The organism is Providencia sp. PROV116, from assembly GCF_028482485.1.
Taxonomy (GTDB): Bacteria; Pseudomonadota; Gammaproteobacteria; order Enterobacterales; family Enterobacteriaceae; genus Providencia; species Providencia rettgeri.
Genome location: NZ_JAMPQO010000006.1, coordinates 1 through 17,911, shown reverse-complemented (window position 1 = coordinate 17,911; position 17,911 = coordinate 1). Strand labels below are relative to the sequence as shown.

The window sequence follows — 17,911 nt, the reverse complement described above, 5'->3', positions numbered from 1 at the left end:
CTTTTAAATAAACAATTAGTGTAAAATCTTTTTCAATATTGGCAAATATTTATCTGCATTATTAATAGAATTATCATACTGATAAATATCGGCTCGATATTGTGGTTGCTGGTCTTTATCTACCCAAGCAGTTTGATAGTACAGAAAAACTGGGATCCTATCGGGTATATTCACATACCGTGTTGCGCCTTCTTTCAATGCACCATCAATTCGTTTTTGTTCCCAACCGGCATCACCTAACAAAATACTGGCTAATTCGCTTGCTTTATTCACTCGCACACATCCAGAGCTTATTGCACGTGCATTACGATTAAATAAACTATGGTTTGGTGTATCGTGTAAATAAATCGCATCTGAACTCGGCATATTAAACTTGTAGCGCCCTAATGAATTGGTAGGGCCAGGTGCTTGTCGAATGCGATATGGGAAATTCGCTGGGGTGATATTTTCCCAATCTATCGCATAAGGATCAATTTCGTACGAATCGGAGCCCCAACCTGAATACACTGTATACCCTTTACGGCTAAAATAACTTGGATCTTGCTTTCCTTTTGGTGCGATATCTTTACGAGCCATACTGGTTGGCACGCTCCAAGGCGGATTAATAACCACGTTATTTAGTGCACTACTCATGATCGGTGTTTTGCGATCAGCACGACCAACAATCACTTTAGAATCTAAAATCACTTCATCATTTAAATAGAAATCTAAAGAATAGCCAGGAATATTGACTAAAATTCCGGTACCACTACTTGCAGGAATAATACGCAAGCGCTGAATATTAAGTGCCATTAAACCCGCTTTCTGCTTAGGCTGCATATTTAGCCAAACACGCGTACCTTTTCCTACCACACCATCTGCTTCTAAACCATATTGTAATTGAAATTTTTTTACAGCCTCGACGAGTTCTTGGTCATAAACTTTCGACACAGCGCTCGCTGGTGTTTCTGTTGGTTCGACTGTTTGTTCAACCGCCTGTTCTGCGACTTGAGCCATTGTCTCAGGAGGTTCAATTTCTTCGGTTACACTTCCACCTTCAAGTAACCCTTCACGTTGTAAGATTTGACGTAACATAACCACATCATCGCTAGACTGCCCTGGCTTTAATGTTTTCGTTCCCACAATTTCCAAATTATCTTCAGGCATCGCCAATAATTTCAACATTTCCTTGCGCATTGGCACATACATTGGATGATTTGGCGCCTGTGATTTTACCCAACTACTTAGGTTATTAGACTCAACTGCATCTAGCCATGGTTTCATTTGAGCCGTCGTGGGCGCAATAATTTTATATGGCCGATTCGTGTATAACCAATACTGCCCACTCGCTTCTATCGAAGATAAATACTGTAAATAACCAAGCATGGCATCAGACAAAATAGCGTCACGGCCCAACTCATTTAATTGGTTATTTTCCAATATCGCCAACCATTCCCCGAATTGCGGCTGAACGCCAGCAAGAGATAATTCTGCCAATTGCTGTTGAAATTGGCTAATTGCTGTTTCATCTTGCCACAATAGCTGCATTTGCCTATCAGCATATAGTTTTGCTAATTGCGTAGAAAAAATGGGTTTCACATCCGCAGGAAGCGACTGTGTTATTTTGGCTAAACTTTCTGTTGGTTTAACTGAAGCTATCGTTTGAACTTCAGAAACACTTTGCTGCGTATTTTCTTCGTTTGAAAATGCAGGAAATTGTAACGCCATCAACCCGCATATTACTGAGACTTGCAGAGCTCGCACTCTTCTCTTCGCCATACATCCACCTTAATTTACTACATGGATAACAATATTTTTATTATAATTACAATTTTATTGTATTTGATTTTAGCAGTAATGTTATAGGAATAGACTAATTTTCCTTTTTTCAGATTATATGCAGTTACGTTAACAATTAGTGAGAAAAAGAATTATTTTCATCATAGATGAATTCAAACATTTATTGGTGCTTTAAACATACTTTAAACATAGATGAAATTTATTTTAATTAAAAGCTTTAACTAATGCTTTCTTCGCCACTTAATTCCATATATAAAAAGTGGTTTTTATCATGAGGAAAATATGTTTTCGAATTTTATTCAAATTAATGAGTAATTTTGTAAAATCGCTTTTATACTATTTCTTAAATATAAAAGCCGGTATTTAGTAATAAATACCGGCTTTTATTTCATTTATAAAAACTATTACTGCAATGTTGGTGCTTGTACATTCAGGTTTTCTTGCCCGAATCCCTTTAGGCCAACAACATGCACATGCTCATGTGTGCCAATCACTTTACGAACTAATTTATACGTCGTACCTTTCTCTGGGCTAATATTTTCTGGTGCTGCAATGATCAATTGCATTTCAAGCCTATCGCACAGCTCAAATAACGTCGCAATAGATTTAGCATCTAATCGCGCAGCTTCATCTAAGAATAATAAACGACAAGGAATAATATCTTTCGCACGTAAACGACGAGACTCTTCTTCCCAGCTCTGTACGACCATCACTAAGATCGACATCCCAGTACCAATCGCTTCACCCGTTGATAACGCCCCACTTTCCGCTTTTAGCCAGCCATCTGAACCTCTGTTCACCTCGACGTCTAACTCTAAGTAATTACGGTAATCAAGTAGTTCTTCACCTATCGTTTGTGGCAACCGCTGCCCAACATCCACTTGTGGGTTAAGACGTTGATACAATTTCGCCATCGCTTCAGAGAATGTTAACCGTTGGCTGGTGAACAAGTCTTGATGCATTTCACTTTCTTCAGAAAGCACACTAAGTAACAATGCATGGCTTTCACGAATATTCACATTGAGGCGAACCCCTTTAACCTGGCCAAACGCCACCGCTTGCAGCCCTTGGTTTAGCATACGAATACGATTCTGCTCGCGCTGAATGGTTTTGCGAATAATATTCGCCACACTTTTTGAACTGATCGCCAATTTTTGCTCACGCGCTGTTAGCTCTTCTGTTAAACGCGCCAGTTCAATCTCCATTTGCTCGATTGCATCAATCGGGTCATCTGTACGAATAATATCTTGGCGAATACGTTCACGTAGGTGTTGGTATACCGCGATAAAGAATTTTATCTTCCGCTCAGGGTGTTTTGGATCTTCAGATAAACGCAGTACATCACGTAAATGTTCGTTATCCGCAACTGCCAAACGCAGCGCACCCAAGGCTTTATCTGACATCGAACGTAAGCTATCACCGTCAGTATAGGCCAGCTCACGGCGATGTAGACGACGCTCAACGCCATTGTCTTTCACCAAGCGCATGACCGCACACCAACCTGCTTTTGCCGTCACGACCTGCTCACGCAGCATATAGTAGTCTTTTTCTAACTTACGAAGACGCTTCTGTAAGTTATCCATTTCAGCTTCACATAATGTCAGCTGTTTTTCTAACTGGTTAATACGACTACGATTTTCCATGACCCGCTGGTGCAATTCATCGCGTCGGATGCGAGCACGTTCTTGAGCATCAGGATCTGCTTTTACGCCAATCTCTTGCATTTCAACTTCGAGTTCTTTCAACATCTCTTGTTTGGTATCGAAAGAACTGCGTAAGGAAGCGAGAACTTGATGGAACTGTGCACTTTGTGCTTGGTGCTGACGCAATTGTTCACGAGCACGTGTACGTTCAGTTTCTGCCTGCTCTAAGCGCTGGCGTAGTTTTTCATTCAAGTCCGCATTTTCATTCACCATCCCCGTTGAATCACTGTAACTAAAGTGAGCACGGCGCTGAACGACTTCGACTAATGCAAAAGCTTGTTGTTTAGCATTTTGTTGGCTGTGTTTTGCTGCCTCATAATCTTTACGTAATTGCTCATGTTGTTCAGGGTCACTGAGCAAGACGGTCACAATCGGTTCTAATTTTTCTAACGCATGACCATGCTTATTCAGAAAATGCGCTGCTTCTTCCGCTTCCGTTAGCTCTTCGCTTATCTCTTCGACTCTATCCACCAATGTTTCATCGAGTAATAACCCCATCTGAGGTAATAAGCGATTAAGAGCCGCAAGGCTTTCTTTGCCTTGTGCAAATTGTTGACGTTGTTGCTGAGTTTGCTCTTCAAACTGTGCCAAAGCACGTTCAATTTCCGAACGTTTCTGATTAAGCGTACGAATTTCAGCTTCAGGATCCTCTTCAAAGGCCACCGAAATATGTTGACCAATAAACCGACTGAATGCTTGGTGTGAACGCTGAATTTTCTGTACGTCAAATGACAGGTTCGCGTAACGCTCAGCAAGCTCGTCACGTTCAGCAGTTAACGACTCTAAATGACTTTCACGAGCTGCACGACCAAACAAAGGCAATTCAGGATAACGAGAGTAACGCCATTGACGCTCAGACGAACGGACTAATACCGCACTTTCAAATTCTTGTGCATCAAAAACGCTGTCATCGAACGATTGAGGATCCCCTTCAATAAAATAAACATCATCAGGGCAATCTTGTAATGTTTCGAGCTGGCTACGGACCACAGATAAGTCTTGAACCACAATACCATGACGAGCAGGGCCATATAATGCAGAAAAATAAGCCGCATCTTCAATGGTAATATCATCATAAATTTCAGATAACAAAACACCATTAAAGCGCTCTGCCAACGCTAACATGCGGCCATCTTCCGCACCGCTTGGCTGGCTTAGCCGCTCAATTTGCTTTTCGAGATCTTTACGTTGCGCAGCAACTTCATCTCGTTCAACCGTTATTTCTCTTTCTTGTTCAAGGAGTTGCTGCATAAACTCAGTCACAGCAGTACTTGACTCAAACGTTTCATGGGATTGCTCATTAAGCTGTGTTAGCGCTTCTTGGGCCATAATCCATGCAGGGGCTTTAGATGAAAGTTGGCTAATACGCTGGCGAATTTGTTCCAGTTCTTGGCGCATTTGCATTCGTCTTTCGCCACTCTCATTCACACCAATACTGAGCTCTTCTTGTTGCGCTTCCAGCTCAGCCATCAGTGCATCAAGCTCATCTGGCTCATAGCTTTGGCCATGACGTTTACAGAATTCCGCCAACATACGTTCTGCATTTTGCTGGCTATTCAAACGCTGTTGTAATTCAGAGAGTTGCATACGTAACGGTTGCACTCGCTCCGCTAAATGCTGTTGAGATGACCAATCACGTAATAATGTACGCGCTTGTTGGTATGCATCACTGCGGCTAACTTCCCCTATCATATTTTTAACTAATTGATAGGCTTGTTCAAATTGGCTATGAGCAGCATCCGCCACACTCATTTTTTGCTCAAGCGCTAATAACGCTTGAGTTGCTTGTTGCTCACGCGCTTCGAAGGTATCTAACCATTCATCTGCATTATCAATGGATAATTCAGGAAGTTGACACAATTCACGAGCACGCGTTAAAGCATGCAACGCTTGTTGGTACTGAATAGCGCGTGTTTGTTGTACATCCAAAGCTTGTTGGTAATCGGCGAGTTGATTTTTTAGTTCGTCAACTTCAATTTCAGCGGCTTCAGCTCGTGCTTCATATTCTTCTTGAGTTTCAGTCGCTTCAGCAACGACTTCACTTTGTTCTTCAAGGCGATAAGTTAGCTCTTCGATATCCGCCTGATACCGGTCAATTTTCTCTTGTTGACGCAGCGCGGCTTGCACTAAATTCAAATGGTCACTGGCTGCTTGGTAGTCCGCTTCTAATTCTGTAGAAGCCCCATTCTGCTCATTCAACTCACGCGCCATTTCGACACTGCGGACTTGTTCAATTCGCAATTGTTTACGGCTAGCTAATAACTCATTGCGCGCAGCTAGTGCTGCATCAAGGTGAATGCGTCTTTCATTGGAATGGCGCATATAATCCGCAGAAACATAATCAGTCGCCTGGCTAATTAAATGTTTGAATAAGTCGCGGTCTGATTGAGTGACACGAATGGCTTCTAATGTTAAACGGTTTTCACGCAAAGCCGCTTCCATATCTTGGAATGCTTTACGTACCCCACTGTTTTCTGGCAATAAATAATCACGTAATGAGCGGGTGATTGCGCTAGAAATACCGCCATATAGTGACGCTTCAATCAGTCGATAATATTTACTTCGATCACTCGCGGAGCGTAAACGTTTAGGTAAAACCCCTAATTCAAACAGGGTCGAATGGTAATCGGTAATTGAGCTAAACTGCTTAAATAAAACGCCTTCCTGTTCCTCAAGACGTTCTTTTAGTTCATTGAGTGGAATGACTTTGGCTTGTCGCCCATCGATAACTTCCGTCAATATTTCCGTTGGAACTGTCGCCAATGGAATGCCTTGTACCATAAATGGCTTAATATCAACTTTCTTATCGCGCCCAGCGACTTGCTGTAAACGCACACCCACCATGACACGCTGATGCTTCGAGTTTAATACATCCAAAATAGCGTAGCAGACACCTGGGCGTAATTTCCCGTGTAAGCCTTTATCCCGCGAACCAGATGTCGCACCGGCTTCCGTTGTGTTACGGAAGTGAAGTAAGGTTAAATCGGGGATCATTGCGGTAATAAACGCCGCCATTGTGGTTGATTTACCCGCACCATTACCACCCGATAACGTGGTCACTAATTCATCAAGGTCAAAGGTTCGGGCAAAAAAACCGTTCCAATTCACCAGCGTCAGTGAGCGAAATTTTCCGCGTTCAATCATTATTCTTCATCCTCATCACTTTCTGCCGGTTCTTGACTCTCTTCGCCATCCTCTTCATCACCATCTTTTAGTGATAATTCACCGTCAAGAGAGATAGCTTCACCATCACGGATCATCCGTAACTGTGCATCTTGTGGGTTATCACCACTGCGTACATCGGCACCAAAACGGAATACAGATTCGCTAATAATAAATTTACTTGAATCATTTTGCAGAAAATGCACCATTCCCAAACGGCGTAAGCGATTGAGTGATGTTCTTAATTTTTCCTGCAATTTTTGTTTATCTAGGTCAGAACCTGTCGAACGTTGATTAACAAATTTAAGTAATTTGCTTTCATCCGCTAATGATAACAATTCTTCAAATAACTCTTGTGAGGTAAAAATACCTTGGTTACTCAAGCGTTCAGGGCTGAGATAGAGATAACAAAGAATTTTGCCGACCATCATATCTAATTCAGATAACACGGAGCGAGGTATTAAAGTTGTTGAGCGCGGACGTAAATAGAAGAAACCTTCAGGGGCGCGAATTAGCTCTACGTTATATCGTGCATAAAATTGTTCTAATGCTTCCTGAAAATCCATTAAAAATGCGTGATTATCAAGGTCATCAACACTAATATGGCGACCTGAACGCAATTGGCTGTCTAGCTCTGGAAAAATCGGGTTAGCTAATGCTTGAGCCAGTTTAACTGGCATAAATTGTTCAATATTTGTCGATGACATGTGCCTGTACCTTGGCTCCGTGATCATTAATAGCTTGCCATTCTGCCGGTAATCCCGCCAAATCAGCCTCTGCGATACCTAATTTAACAGCTTGGTCGATAATAATTCGAGCAACATCAAAATGACGTTTTTGTGGATATTGCAGTAAGTAGTCATGCAACACACGACCCACATCGAGCGGCCGTTGCTCTGCTTTATAAATAGCTAACTCAACCTCCATTAGCTCAGCAAGCTTGTCATTTAATTCACTAAACTCTTCAAATTCAAGCTCTGGGGGTAGTTCACCCATGACTTCTTCATCATGCAACGCAAGCTCTTCATCACGCATATCGAATAATCGATCTGCATTGGCGTAAGTGAGTGCCCAAGGGCTATCAAGGTAATGCTGAACAGATTGACGTAACCGCTGAGAAAAAATTCTATTTTTGTCCATATCGATGGCCGTACGGATAAACTTATGAACATGACGATCATAACCAATCCATAAATCGATAGATTGTTGACCCCAGCTAACGATACGGTCTAATTTATTTTGCAGGTCAAAAACCAGCCTATCCACTAAATCCGAGAATGCTGGCGCATTCATATTGGCTTCTTGAATACGTAATAAATTCGCTTGCAGTTTATCCCCTGCGGCTTCTAAGGTGTCTTGCAATTCGCGCAATGTACCTGATGTTTCTGAGAGTAATTGCTCACAGTTAGCGATAGCCGCCTGCCAGTCTTGATTTAATAATGCCGCAATATCTTCTTTTACTGAATTTTGTTGTTCATCCATAATGCGTTGTGATAAATCAATACTGTCAAAAATTTCAGCAACTGAATATTTTAGTGGAGCAAACACATAACGATGCCAATAAAATTCATCGCCCCCTTCTTCAGCGGCTTCAGCTGCACGTTGTAGTTCTCCTGCAACAATAGAAAGCTGCATGGATAGTCTCAATGTTGAGAATTCTCGCTGACGAATATAATAATCGCTGATACCAATCCCCAAAGGGGTTAGGCGGTAAATTGCATTACCTTCAACAATGTCACTAGCAAAACGGTTAAATATCTTCTGGCGAACCATATCATTGATAGCATTATTGGCTCTTACCGCCAAAGATTCAGTCGTCTGTTCAAACCCTTTGCAAACCTCACGAAAGGCATCAATCAGCTCCCCTTCACTCATTTCACCATTGACTCTTTCACTGTTTAATACCGCTACCGCCAGCAAAAATGCTAAACGTTCAGCAGGAAGTGAAATTGAAAAATCATTTTTTCGTGCCCAAGACACAAGTTCAGGGACGGTCTGGGAAAAATCACTCATAAATCGTCCTTTTGTATTTGTTTGCGTGCCATGACATGAATATAACGCCCCATGCTAATATAGGGTTCTTCACGGCAATACTGCTGTTCTAATGCCAACAATGCCGGAAAATCTTTCTGCTGTAACTGCCGACTTTGTAAATAGTCATGGAATACCCTGACACCACTTTTACCGATAATTTGCATATTACACTCACCCAACCAAGCATCAACTTGATGAGGAAAAAGCGGTTTTTGTGGTGATAACGAGCGTTTACGACGACGTTGAATATGTGGCGTTGCAAGATGAAAATTTCCCAAAATTGCGTTACGCATCACCAAGCCATTTGCATTATAGAACATGACAGAAAATACGCCTTCAGGTCTAATTATATCTACCAGTTGTTCAATTGCATATTTTTGATCGCTAATCCATTCAAGTACTGCATGAAATAAAACAAGGTCAACCGGTTCATCAATATACTGAGCTATGTCTTGCGCTGCACAATGAATAAAACGCATGTTATCGCTTATGCCTTGTTCCTTGGCGAGTTCACCGGCGCGCTCCAACATCTCTTCGGATAAATCGCAAAGTATCACTTGATGTCCCATTTCGGCTAGTTTGCGTGAAAAATGCCCTTCTCCCCCGCCTGCATCAAGTATTTTTAGGGTTTTCCCTTCAAATTGGCTGCACAATAATTGAGTTAAATCTTGCCAAACTACCGCTTCTCGTATTTTTCCTTTTGTCGTTCCGTAGATATTTTTTGCAAATTTATCGACAATATCATCAAAGTTGCGGTCTGCCATGTGCTATCCGGTTGCCTATCATCTATTATTTAAAGCGGTTTATGCGCCAATTTGTCGCGAAAAAACGTAAAATGGTTGATTACACCCTGATACTGGGAAAATTAATGCTAACCAGAAATATTCTCACATTGTATTGCACTTATCACATACAATGCGAAGCGACAGTTAAAGCAGGAATTATAACAGATAATCGCTATATTTTTGCATAGTACTTTATTGTACTCAGCAAATTTCAATTTAGTGCTATTAAACACTAATTTGTTATTTTTACGCCAATTTAGCTGCTTTATTGCGTTTTTTTTCTGTAAACACCACCACAACGATTGTTCGATAACCCTTAAGAATAGGCTTAGTTATGTTATTTCTCTTAAAAAAATATATTGGTTCGCTATTGATGCCATTACCATTATTGCTCATCGTCGGGTTTATCGGGTTACTTTTGCTTTGGTTCACGCGCTGGCAACGTTGTGGGAAAGCATTTGCTACCCTAAGTTTAGTTTTAATAACCCTATTAGGGTTACAGCCTATTTCAGATACTTTGCTTGCTCCTGCAGAAAAGCAATTTAATAAACGCTATGAACTTATCACTGAAACTCCACCTCAAGAGGTACGTTACATTGTTGTACTCGGAGGCGGTTTTACATATAACCCTGATTGGAGTCCAAGTTCTAACCTATTGAATAATAGCTTACCTAGAGTGACTGAAGGCGTCCGCCTTTATCTAAAACACCCCGGCAGTAAACTCATTTTCACTGGTGGTAAAGCAAGTAGCCCTATCAGCAGTGCCGAAGTTGCCGCACAAGTCGCTCAATCCTTGGGGGTTCCCGCACAGGATACGATCCCACTCACTGAACCCAAAGATACACAAGAAGAAGCTTATGAAGTTGAAAAAATTATTGGAAAATCATCTTTTTTATTAGTAACTTCTGCTAACCATTTACCTCGAGCGATGACTATGTTTACTCAACGGGGAATGAACCCTTTCCCAGCCCCTGCAAATCAGTTAGTTATCACGAGTGAAATCAATCCATGGGAGAAATATATCCCTTCCTCGTATTACTTCGGTCATAGTGAACGTGCTTGGTATGAATTTCTTGGTACGCTTTGGTGGCATTTAAAACCCAATAATACACAAACGTTAGAAGAGCAGCTTGCCACGCCTGAAGTTATTACCGCAGAATAGTAACAAAAAAGGTGTAATCTATTGAGATTACACCTTTCGTTTAGCTAAATCGCATGTTGGCTATTTCAGTTATTAGGGACATGCTAACGACTGAATAAATTGCTTTCTAACTAGTTCAAGATCTTCAGGGGTATCAACACCAGCACCTGGCGCAGTTTTCGCAACATCCACATGAATTTTCTCTCCATACCAAAGCACTCTAAGTTGCTCTAACATTTCGATTTTTTCTAATGGGCTTGCTTCCCACTTAATATAACGGCGAATAAACCCTGCACGATAAGCGTATATACCAATATGACGTAAAAAGGTATCAGCTATTGTGTCTTGGCTTTTCGCAAAGTTGTCTCTATCCCAAGGAATGGTTGCCCGAGAAAAATACAATGCATAACCTTCGTGATCAGTAACAACCTTCACCGCATTTGGGTTAAATGCTTCATGGGCATCATAAATAGGCACAGCTAGTGTCCCCATTTCAGCTTTGCTCCCCCGAAGGTTATGAGCAACTTGGCTAATAATCTCAGGTGGAATTAAAGGTTCATCACCTTGTACATTCACGATGATTTCATTGTCAGAGAAAGCGTAAGTATCAATAACTTCAGCCAATCTTTCAGTTCCAGATTGATGATCTGGATCCGTCATACAAGCTTCACCACCTGCTTCAATCACCGCTTTAGCAACATCAGAGTGATCTGTCGCAACTATCACTCGACTCGCCCCCGATTTAATAGCTTGCTCCATCACTCGAACAACCATCGGCTTGCCATGGATATCGGCCAAAGGTTTACCAGGTAGACGTGTTGATGCATAACGAGCAGGAATAATAACCGTAAACATGATGATTACTGGCCTTCATCTAATGAAATAGGGCGCGCTTCATTTTCTAGCAATACAGGAATGCCATCACGAATTGGATAGGCTAGATGATCAAACTTACAGATAAGTTCAAGGTTTTCTTTGTTATAACTCAATTTGCCGTGGCATACAGGACAGGCAACGATTTCAAGTAAACGGTGATCCATGTTTTCTCCCGAATGGATTTTAACTCACTTGGAGTCAGGATATCACATGCAGATATCACCGTTAACTTTAATCTTCCTGAATAAGATCTCCTGCTGGAGATGAGAGGATAAAGCAGGAGAAATTGTTCTGTTTATTATTTAATAAGCAATAACGTCAGCTGCCGTTACGCCATCCGAATTACGAGTAACAGAGAACTCAACGTTTTGACCTTCGAATAATGATTTGATTTTTTTATTAGCAATTGACTTTGTTGTCACAAATACATCATCACCACCATTGAATGGGGAAATAAAACCGTAACCTTCTTTTGCGTCAAACCATTTAACTCGACCCATATGTAATTGAAAATTCATATTAAAACTCCTTTTGTTCTGAGAACAATATTTTTATCTTTGTATCATTACTCTTTCTTGCTTCCCATTTATAAATTGCCGATCTATTAATACATCAAAGAGTAATTAAACTTTACCAATTCATGCGCACAAATCATTGTGCATATTTTATAACGCTCATAAATGTAGATTTCAGACACCGCAAATCTACTGAGAAGTTAACAGTCTATTTTGACATTATGATGACAAAACGCAGTGACAGCGACTTTACAGTATAGATTGTGCGAGGATATGAAGACTAACTAAAGAACGGAGCGTGAAATTTAAGCTAGTATGAAATCCAATTATCAATGTATTGCATCTAGATACATAATAAGTGGATCTATATCACATTGGCGATATTATTATCACAGAGGAACGTTATAGACAAGTTTTTTTGTTATTTGTAATAAGTTTTTTTATTCCACTTAAGATTTTTTCAGCGTCTGTCGGCTGTAATTGTGCTTGGACAGGCAGGAACCACCAATTCGGTTGTGCAAAAGCACGACATTTCACCGCATCCTTTTCGGTCATTAATAAGTTTTGCTCATTTTTAACTAACCGCGAAAGCTGTTTTAATTCATATGACTGATGGTCAGCAAAAGCATAAGTGTTAATGACATCTACACCTTTGTTTTCTAATGAGGTAAAAAAACGAGGTGGATGACCAATACCTGCCATTGCGATAACCGCAGGTAATTGTGTAACCGCTCGTTTTTCACCACTAACAAGGTTACAAGCAACATCACCTTCAAGGGCCATTAAGGCTTCATTTTCTTGAGCTTCACCGCCGTTAACAACGACAGCATTAACACTCTTCAAACGCCCAGCCCTTTCGCGCATAGGCCCTGCAGGCAACCACCAACCATTACCAAACCGACGTTGGCCATCAATAACGACAATTTCGTAGTCACGTTGCAATGCATAATGTTGCAGCCCATCATCAGTAATAATCACATCTAATGGAAATTTCTCTAGTAAGGCTTTAACTGCATCACTACGCTTGGGGGCAACCGCTACAGGAGATTTAGTACGATGAAAAATTAATACGGGCTCATCCCCTGCAACTTCAGTTGTCGTTGTTTCATCGAGTATCAGCGGGTACTTTTCAGATTTACCACCATAACCTCGAGAAACAACCCCTACACGGTAGCCTTCTTTAGTAAGTGATTCCACTAACCAGATAACAACAGGGGTTTTACCATTTCCCCCCGCTGTCAGGTTTCCAACGACTACTACTGGAATTGGGGCTTTCCATGAACGTTTTAGCCCGATTTTATAAACCATATCTCTAATTACCGTTACTAACCCATAAAGGAAAGATAACGGCAGTAATAAGAGATACAGACATGATTTACCAGACCAAATACGTTCTATCATTGTTTAAATTGAATACTATGTAATTGTGAATATGCACCATCTTGAGCTAATAGCGATGCATGGTTACCACGTTCAATGATTCGTCCATCTTGTACAACTAATATTTCATCCGCATTTTCTATCGTCGATAACCGGTGGGCAATGACCAAAGATGTTCTATTTTTCTGTAACTCGTCGAGAGCTGCTTGAATAGCACGTTCAGACTCTGTATCTAGTGCTGATGTCGCCTCATCAAGAATAAGAATTGGAGCGTCACGTAGAAGTGCTCGAGCAATTGCTATTCTTTGACGTTGTCCGCCAGAAAGCATAACACCATTTTCCCCAATAACAGTATCTAGACCTTTTTCAAGTTTAGCAATGAAATCCATTGCATAGGCCATTTCTGCAGCTTTCTCTATTTGCTCACGGCTGTAACTACCATCTGTTGCGTAGGCAATATTATTCGCTATTGTATCGTTAAATAGATAAACATGCTGAGAAACTAACGCGACTTGGCTACGTAATGAAGACAATGTGTATTCACGGATGTCATGGCCATCAATTTGAATAGACCCTTCGTCAATGTCATAAAAACGTGTAATCAAATTTGCAATTGTAGATTTACCTGAGCCCGATCGCCCAACTAGAGCAACTGATTTTCCTGCTGGCAAAGTAAACGAGACATCGTCTAATGCAGGATGCTCTTTGGTTGCATAGGTAAAGGTGACATGCTCAAATTTAACATCACCTTTAACTTCTTTAAGTTCTTTAGTTCCGTTATCTTTCTCTTGTTCAGAATCTAAGATAGCAAATAAAGTTTGGCAAGCCGCCATTCCACGTTGGAATTGAGAGTTAACGTTCGTTAATGATTTTAACGGACGCATCAATGCAAACATTGATGAGAATACAACAGCAATTGTACCCGATGTTAATTCATCACGAATTTCAGGAAAACTCGCAGCATATAGGACAAATGCTAATGCAAATGATGCAATTAACTGAACAATAGGGTCTGAAATTGCTGAAGCTGTTACCATTTTCATATTTTGACGGCGCATATTGTTACTGACTTTATTAAAACGTTCAGTCTCAACTTTCTGCCCACCAAAAATTAAAACTTCTTTATGGCCTTTTAACATTTGTTCAGCACTAGCCGTCACATGCCCCATACCCGTTTGCATATTTTTACTGATCTTACGAAAACGTTTGGAGACAATACGAATAGTGACGGATACAACGGGGGCGATCACGATTAAAATAAGGGAGAGTTGCCAGCTATAATAAAACATCATCGCAAACAGCCCGATGATATAAGCACTTTCCCGAATAATTGTAATTAATGCCCCAGAAGAAGAGGATGCAACTTGTTCTGAGTCATAGGTAATCCTAGATAACAGTGTTCCTGTCGATTGCTGGTCAAAAAAACTAACCGGCATTCCCATCATATGACCAAATAATTTACGGCGCATGTTCATCACGACTTTACCTGCAACCCACGAAACACAATAGGTTGAAACAAAGCTAGACCCACCACGAACAATCATTAATCCTAACACCGCGAGCGGAAGCCATTTTAAAACGTCATTATCTGCCTTATCAAAGCCTTCATCCAATAAAGGTTTTAATAAAGAAATCATAAACGCGTCACCTGCTGCGTTTATGATAAGTGCTATTGCTGCAACGATTAAACCCGCTTTAAAAGGCGCTATTATTGGCCACAAGCGACGAAAAGTTTGTTTTGTCGAAAGGTCTTTATCATTCATACTTTTAATTACCAGACTTAATGTAAGCGCACTATTCTACTCGGGAAATAGCGGTAAGCCAAACCACAGATGATACCAGCGGGGCTGAATTTCATAGCGATAACGCGAAATCTGAATTTTTTCCTTTTTAAACCATAAAGTTAACTGCCCATCTTCTGCTGTATTTAACCATTTAATGTTACTATTTTTATATCTAAAATAGACTTTTGGCGATGGAATTTTCCATGCACTATACCTTGCTGATGATACTACCACCATTGAAGGTTGAACATTTCTTAACAATAAATCTGTTGATGAAGTGCTGCTTCCATGATGTGGAGCGAAAAGAAGAGTCGAACGTAATCGATTCTTGTACATTTCAACAAGTGATTTCTCCCCTTGTTTTTCGATATCTCCTGTTAATAAAATTTTATGGTAGCCATCCGTTAATTGAATGACACAAGAATCATTGTTATGCGATATTGGCGCTAACTTTTCAGGCCATAATACTTCAAAAGTTAATATTCCCCACCGCCATTTTTGACCTTTAAAACATGGAAGGTGAGCCATATTTTTTATCTTATTAAGTTTATTATTTTTTTTCCTGTATGCCGAAGTGTTTTGTGGCCCAAAACTACTTCTTACACTTAGCCATGGATATTGCTGGATTAAATAATTAGCCCCTCCAGTGTGATCTAAATGATTATGGCTTAAAATTACTCCAATTGGGGTTATATCATGATATTTAAGGAAAGGAATAATTTGACGCTGTGCATTGCTATCCCCTTTCCATACATTACCTGTATCATAGAGTAATGCCACATTATTTTGTTCTATCACAACTGCCAAACCGTGTCCGATATCTAATACCGTCATTCTCCAGCCTTCTTTGAATTCTTTACCACTTCCCCTTTCTAAGAAAATCAAAATAACCACACAACTAACAAGCCCGAAATAACGCTTATACCACTTAAATAAAACGACAATGATACTTAGCCAACATATTAAGAATAAATAATAGGAGACATTGAAGAATTCTGACCAAAAAGTACTTAAATAAGGTAATGGTTTTAGTCCTAAGGCTATAACGCTATCTATCACATATAAAAGCGACTGCTGAACTACTTCTATTGGCACTAAAAATACGACAAAAATAGCAGGAACAACACACCAAGAAACGAGCGGGACAAACCAAAGGTTAGCCACTAAACCCATTATGTTAATACCATTAAATATGATAAGTTGCATTGGAATAAGTAATACTAGTAAGCCAATTTGTAAGTGTATTAATCCTATAATTTTTCCCTGAACACCTTTAGCTAAATGATATGGTAGTGGAAATATCGATAACCAATAAAGAATGGCTAGAACAGCGAAACTAGACAACCAAAAACTATCTGACAAAATCGCCAATGGATCAAATAATAATATTCCCGCTATACTCCAAAGAGCCCATTGCCAAACAAAATACCTTGCTGGTTTATTTTTAATATATATCCATAATAGTAAGGCAAATAATGCTCGAGTCGCAGGGATAGCAAACCCCGAGATCCACGCATAAAAAACAGCTAAGCCCAAACCTATTACTGTTGGTAGTATTTCATTGATATATTTTATTGGTAAAAAATATTGAATTCCTCGAGTAATAAAAATGCCAAACAAGTAAGCTAAGCCAATATGCAAACCTGATATGGCCATTAAATGTGTTAAGCCCGTTTTCTGTAGTAAATAGGCTTGATCTGCGGCTAATAAACTTCTATCACCAAACATTAACCCATAAATAACTCCTTTATTAGACAATGGATTAATTAGTTCCATATAGTTATAAATGATTTTTTGCCTTACAGAACACCTCATTTGTAATGGTTTTACTTTTTGGCTTTTCAAAACCCCTATAATTCTATTAGCTAAATAGTAGCGTTGTAGATTAAATCCACCTTCATTTAGTGAGCTGTGTAATGGCCTTACTTTACCATTGATTCGCCAAGATTGCCCTGCGCAAACAGATTCTTTTGTTTTCCATGTAGCATATAAAGGCGGAAAAACAATACGGTTGTTAATTTTTTCAATACGTACTTTGATTTTTTGCTCTTTGTTATTCAAGGGAATACCGACAACAACCACATCAATATCGTTATTTTTTTTAGACAGGTGATTAATATGATTAATGATGTTAATTCCATGCCAATTGCCCCATAGAAAAAATACAATAATTAGTGCTAAAAATTTGCCTAACTTGCCAAATAGAAAAAATATTATTAATAACGTAAGAAATAAAAAAACAAATAACAATTCACTCAACATTATAATTTTAGGTATAAATAAAAGCGGTAACGAACCAAAAATCAAGGCAATGGAAACCATTGTCATCGAAATAGGTAAACTTTCATTAAAGATTGAATTATATTTTTTGAGTGAATTATTTAGCCATCTTATTATGTAGATGATATTTTCTATCAACTTTTGTATCCCTACATAGCATTTATTCGCTTTAGTTTATTTATTTCTATTATTTTTTTAAAGTTTCCTTCTTTTATTTTACGTAGCGCTTTCCAATATATTTTTCACCTACAAAAAAGTACATATTCGTTTGCGAGGAGCTTCGCAAAATATGGATATACCACTCAATATGGTTTTGAATTGGTTTTAATATCTTTTATAAATATAGAGAGGTGTTGGTGTTGGTGTTGGTGTTGGTGTTGGTGTTGGTGTTGGTGTTGGTGTTGGTGTTGGTGTTGGTGTTGGTGTTGGTGTTGGTGTTGGTGTTGGTGTTGGTGTTGGTGTTGGTTAGATA

General features: G+C 39.7%; 12 protein-coding genes. 1 reads left to right on the top strand and 11 read right to left on the bottom strand.

What is annotated here, in order from left to right; genetic code table 11:
* Positions 1-15: 15 nt before the first annotated feature.
* The 5 genes from ldtD to cmoM form a co-directional block, all read right to left on the bottom strand.
* On the bottom strand, positions 16-1,758 hold the full coding sequence (gene ldtD / locus PSE72_RS05665) for a L,D-transpeptidase (RefSeq protein WP_115167636.1): 1,743 nt from the start codon (positions 1,756-1,758) through the stop codon (positions 16-18).
* A 425-nt stretch (positions 1,759-2,183) separates the two neighbouring features.
* Positions 2,184-6,626, bottom strand: a complete 4,443-nt coding sequence (gene mukB / locus PSE72_RS05660; RefSeq protein ID WP_115167637.1) for a chromosome partition protein MukB — start codon at positions 6,624-6,626, stop codon at positions 2,184-2,186.
* A complete protein-coding gene (mukE, locus tag PSE72_RS05655) occupies positions 6,626-7,351 on the bottom strand; it encodes a chromosome partition protein MukE (protein ID WP_004909591.1) in 726 nt (241 codons plus the stop codon). Before mukE ends, mukB begins: the two co-directional genes overlap by 1 nt.
* The gene (gene mukF / locus PSE72_RS05650; RefSeq protein WP_198641309.1) at positions 7,332-8,657 is read right to left on the bottom strand and encodes a chromosome partition protein MukF; all 1,326 of its coding nucleotides are present in this window, start codon (positions 8,655-8,657) and stop codon (positions 7,332-7,334) included. Before mukF ends, mukE begins: the two co-directional genes overlap by 20 nt.
* Positions 8,654-9,442, bottom strand: coding sequence for a tRNA uridine 5-oxyacetic acid(34) methyltransferase CmoM (gene cmoM, locus PSE72_RS05645; RefSeq protein WP_004909582.1), 789 nt, complete (start codon positions 9,440-9,442; stop codon positions 8,654-8,656). Before cmoM ends, mukF begins: the two co-directional genes overlap by 4 nt.
* Before the next feature lie 355 nt (positions 9,443-9,797).
* On the opposite strand from cmoM, the gene elyC reads away from it, so the two are divergent.
* Complete coding sequence (gene elyC, locus PSE72_RS05640) at positions 9,798-10,625, top strand: envelope biogenesis factor ElyC (protein ID WP_115167638.1); 828 nt, start codon at positions 9,798-9,800, stop codon at positions 10,623-10,625.
* Positions 10,626-10,697: 72 nt separating this feature from the next.
* Here the strand turns inward: elyC and kdsB are convergent, their stop codons facing one another.
* The 6 genes from kdsB to PSE72_RS05610 form a co-directional block, all read right to left on the bottom strand.
* Entirely contained in the window at positions 10,698-11,459 is a 762-nt protein-coding gene (gene kdsB, locus PSE72_RS05635; RefSeq protein WP_217007771.1) for a 3-deoxy-manno-octulosonate cytidylyltransferase, read from the bottom strand.
* 5 nt (positions 11,460-11,464) lie between these two features.
* The gene (locus PSE72_RS05630; protein ID WP_115167639.1) at positions 11,465-11,644 is read right to left on the bottom strand and encodes a Trm112 family protein; all 180 of its coding nucleotides are present in this window, start codon (positions 11,642-11,644) and stop codon (positions 11,465-11,467) included.
* 138 nt (positions 11,645-11,782) lie between these two features.
* A complete protein-coding gene (locus tag PSE72_RS05625; protein ID WP_004909576.1) occupies positions 11,783-11,998 on the bottom strand; it encodes a cold-shock protein in 216 nt (71 codons plus the stop codon).
* A 399-nt stretch (positions 11,999-12,397) separates the two neighbouring features.
* Entirely contained in the window at positions 12,398-13,396 is a 999-nt protein-coding gene (gene lpxK / locus PSE72_RS05620; protein WP_198641311.1) for a tetraacyldisaccharide 4'-kinase, read from the bottom strand.
* Positions 13,393-15,138, bottom strand: a complete 1,746-nt coding sequence (gene msbA, locus PSE72_RS05615) for a lipid A ABC transporter ATP-binding protein/permease MsbA (RefSeq protein WP_115167641.1) — start codon at positions 15,136-15,138, stop codon at positions 13,393-13,395. The genes lpxK and msbA overlap by 4 nt, the downstream gene beginning before the upstream one ends.
* Positions 15,139-15,174: 36 nt before the next feature.
* Positions 15,175-17,577: a DNA internalization-related competence protein ComEC/Rec2 gene (locus PSE72_RS05610; RefSeq protein WP_272690920.1), complete on the bottom strand. Its 2,403-nt coding sequence runs from the start codon at positions 17,575-17,577 to the stop codon at positions 15,175-15,177.
* Positions 17,578-17,911: the final 334 nt, after the last annotated feature.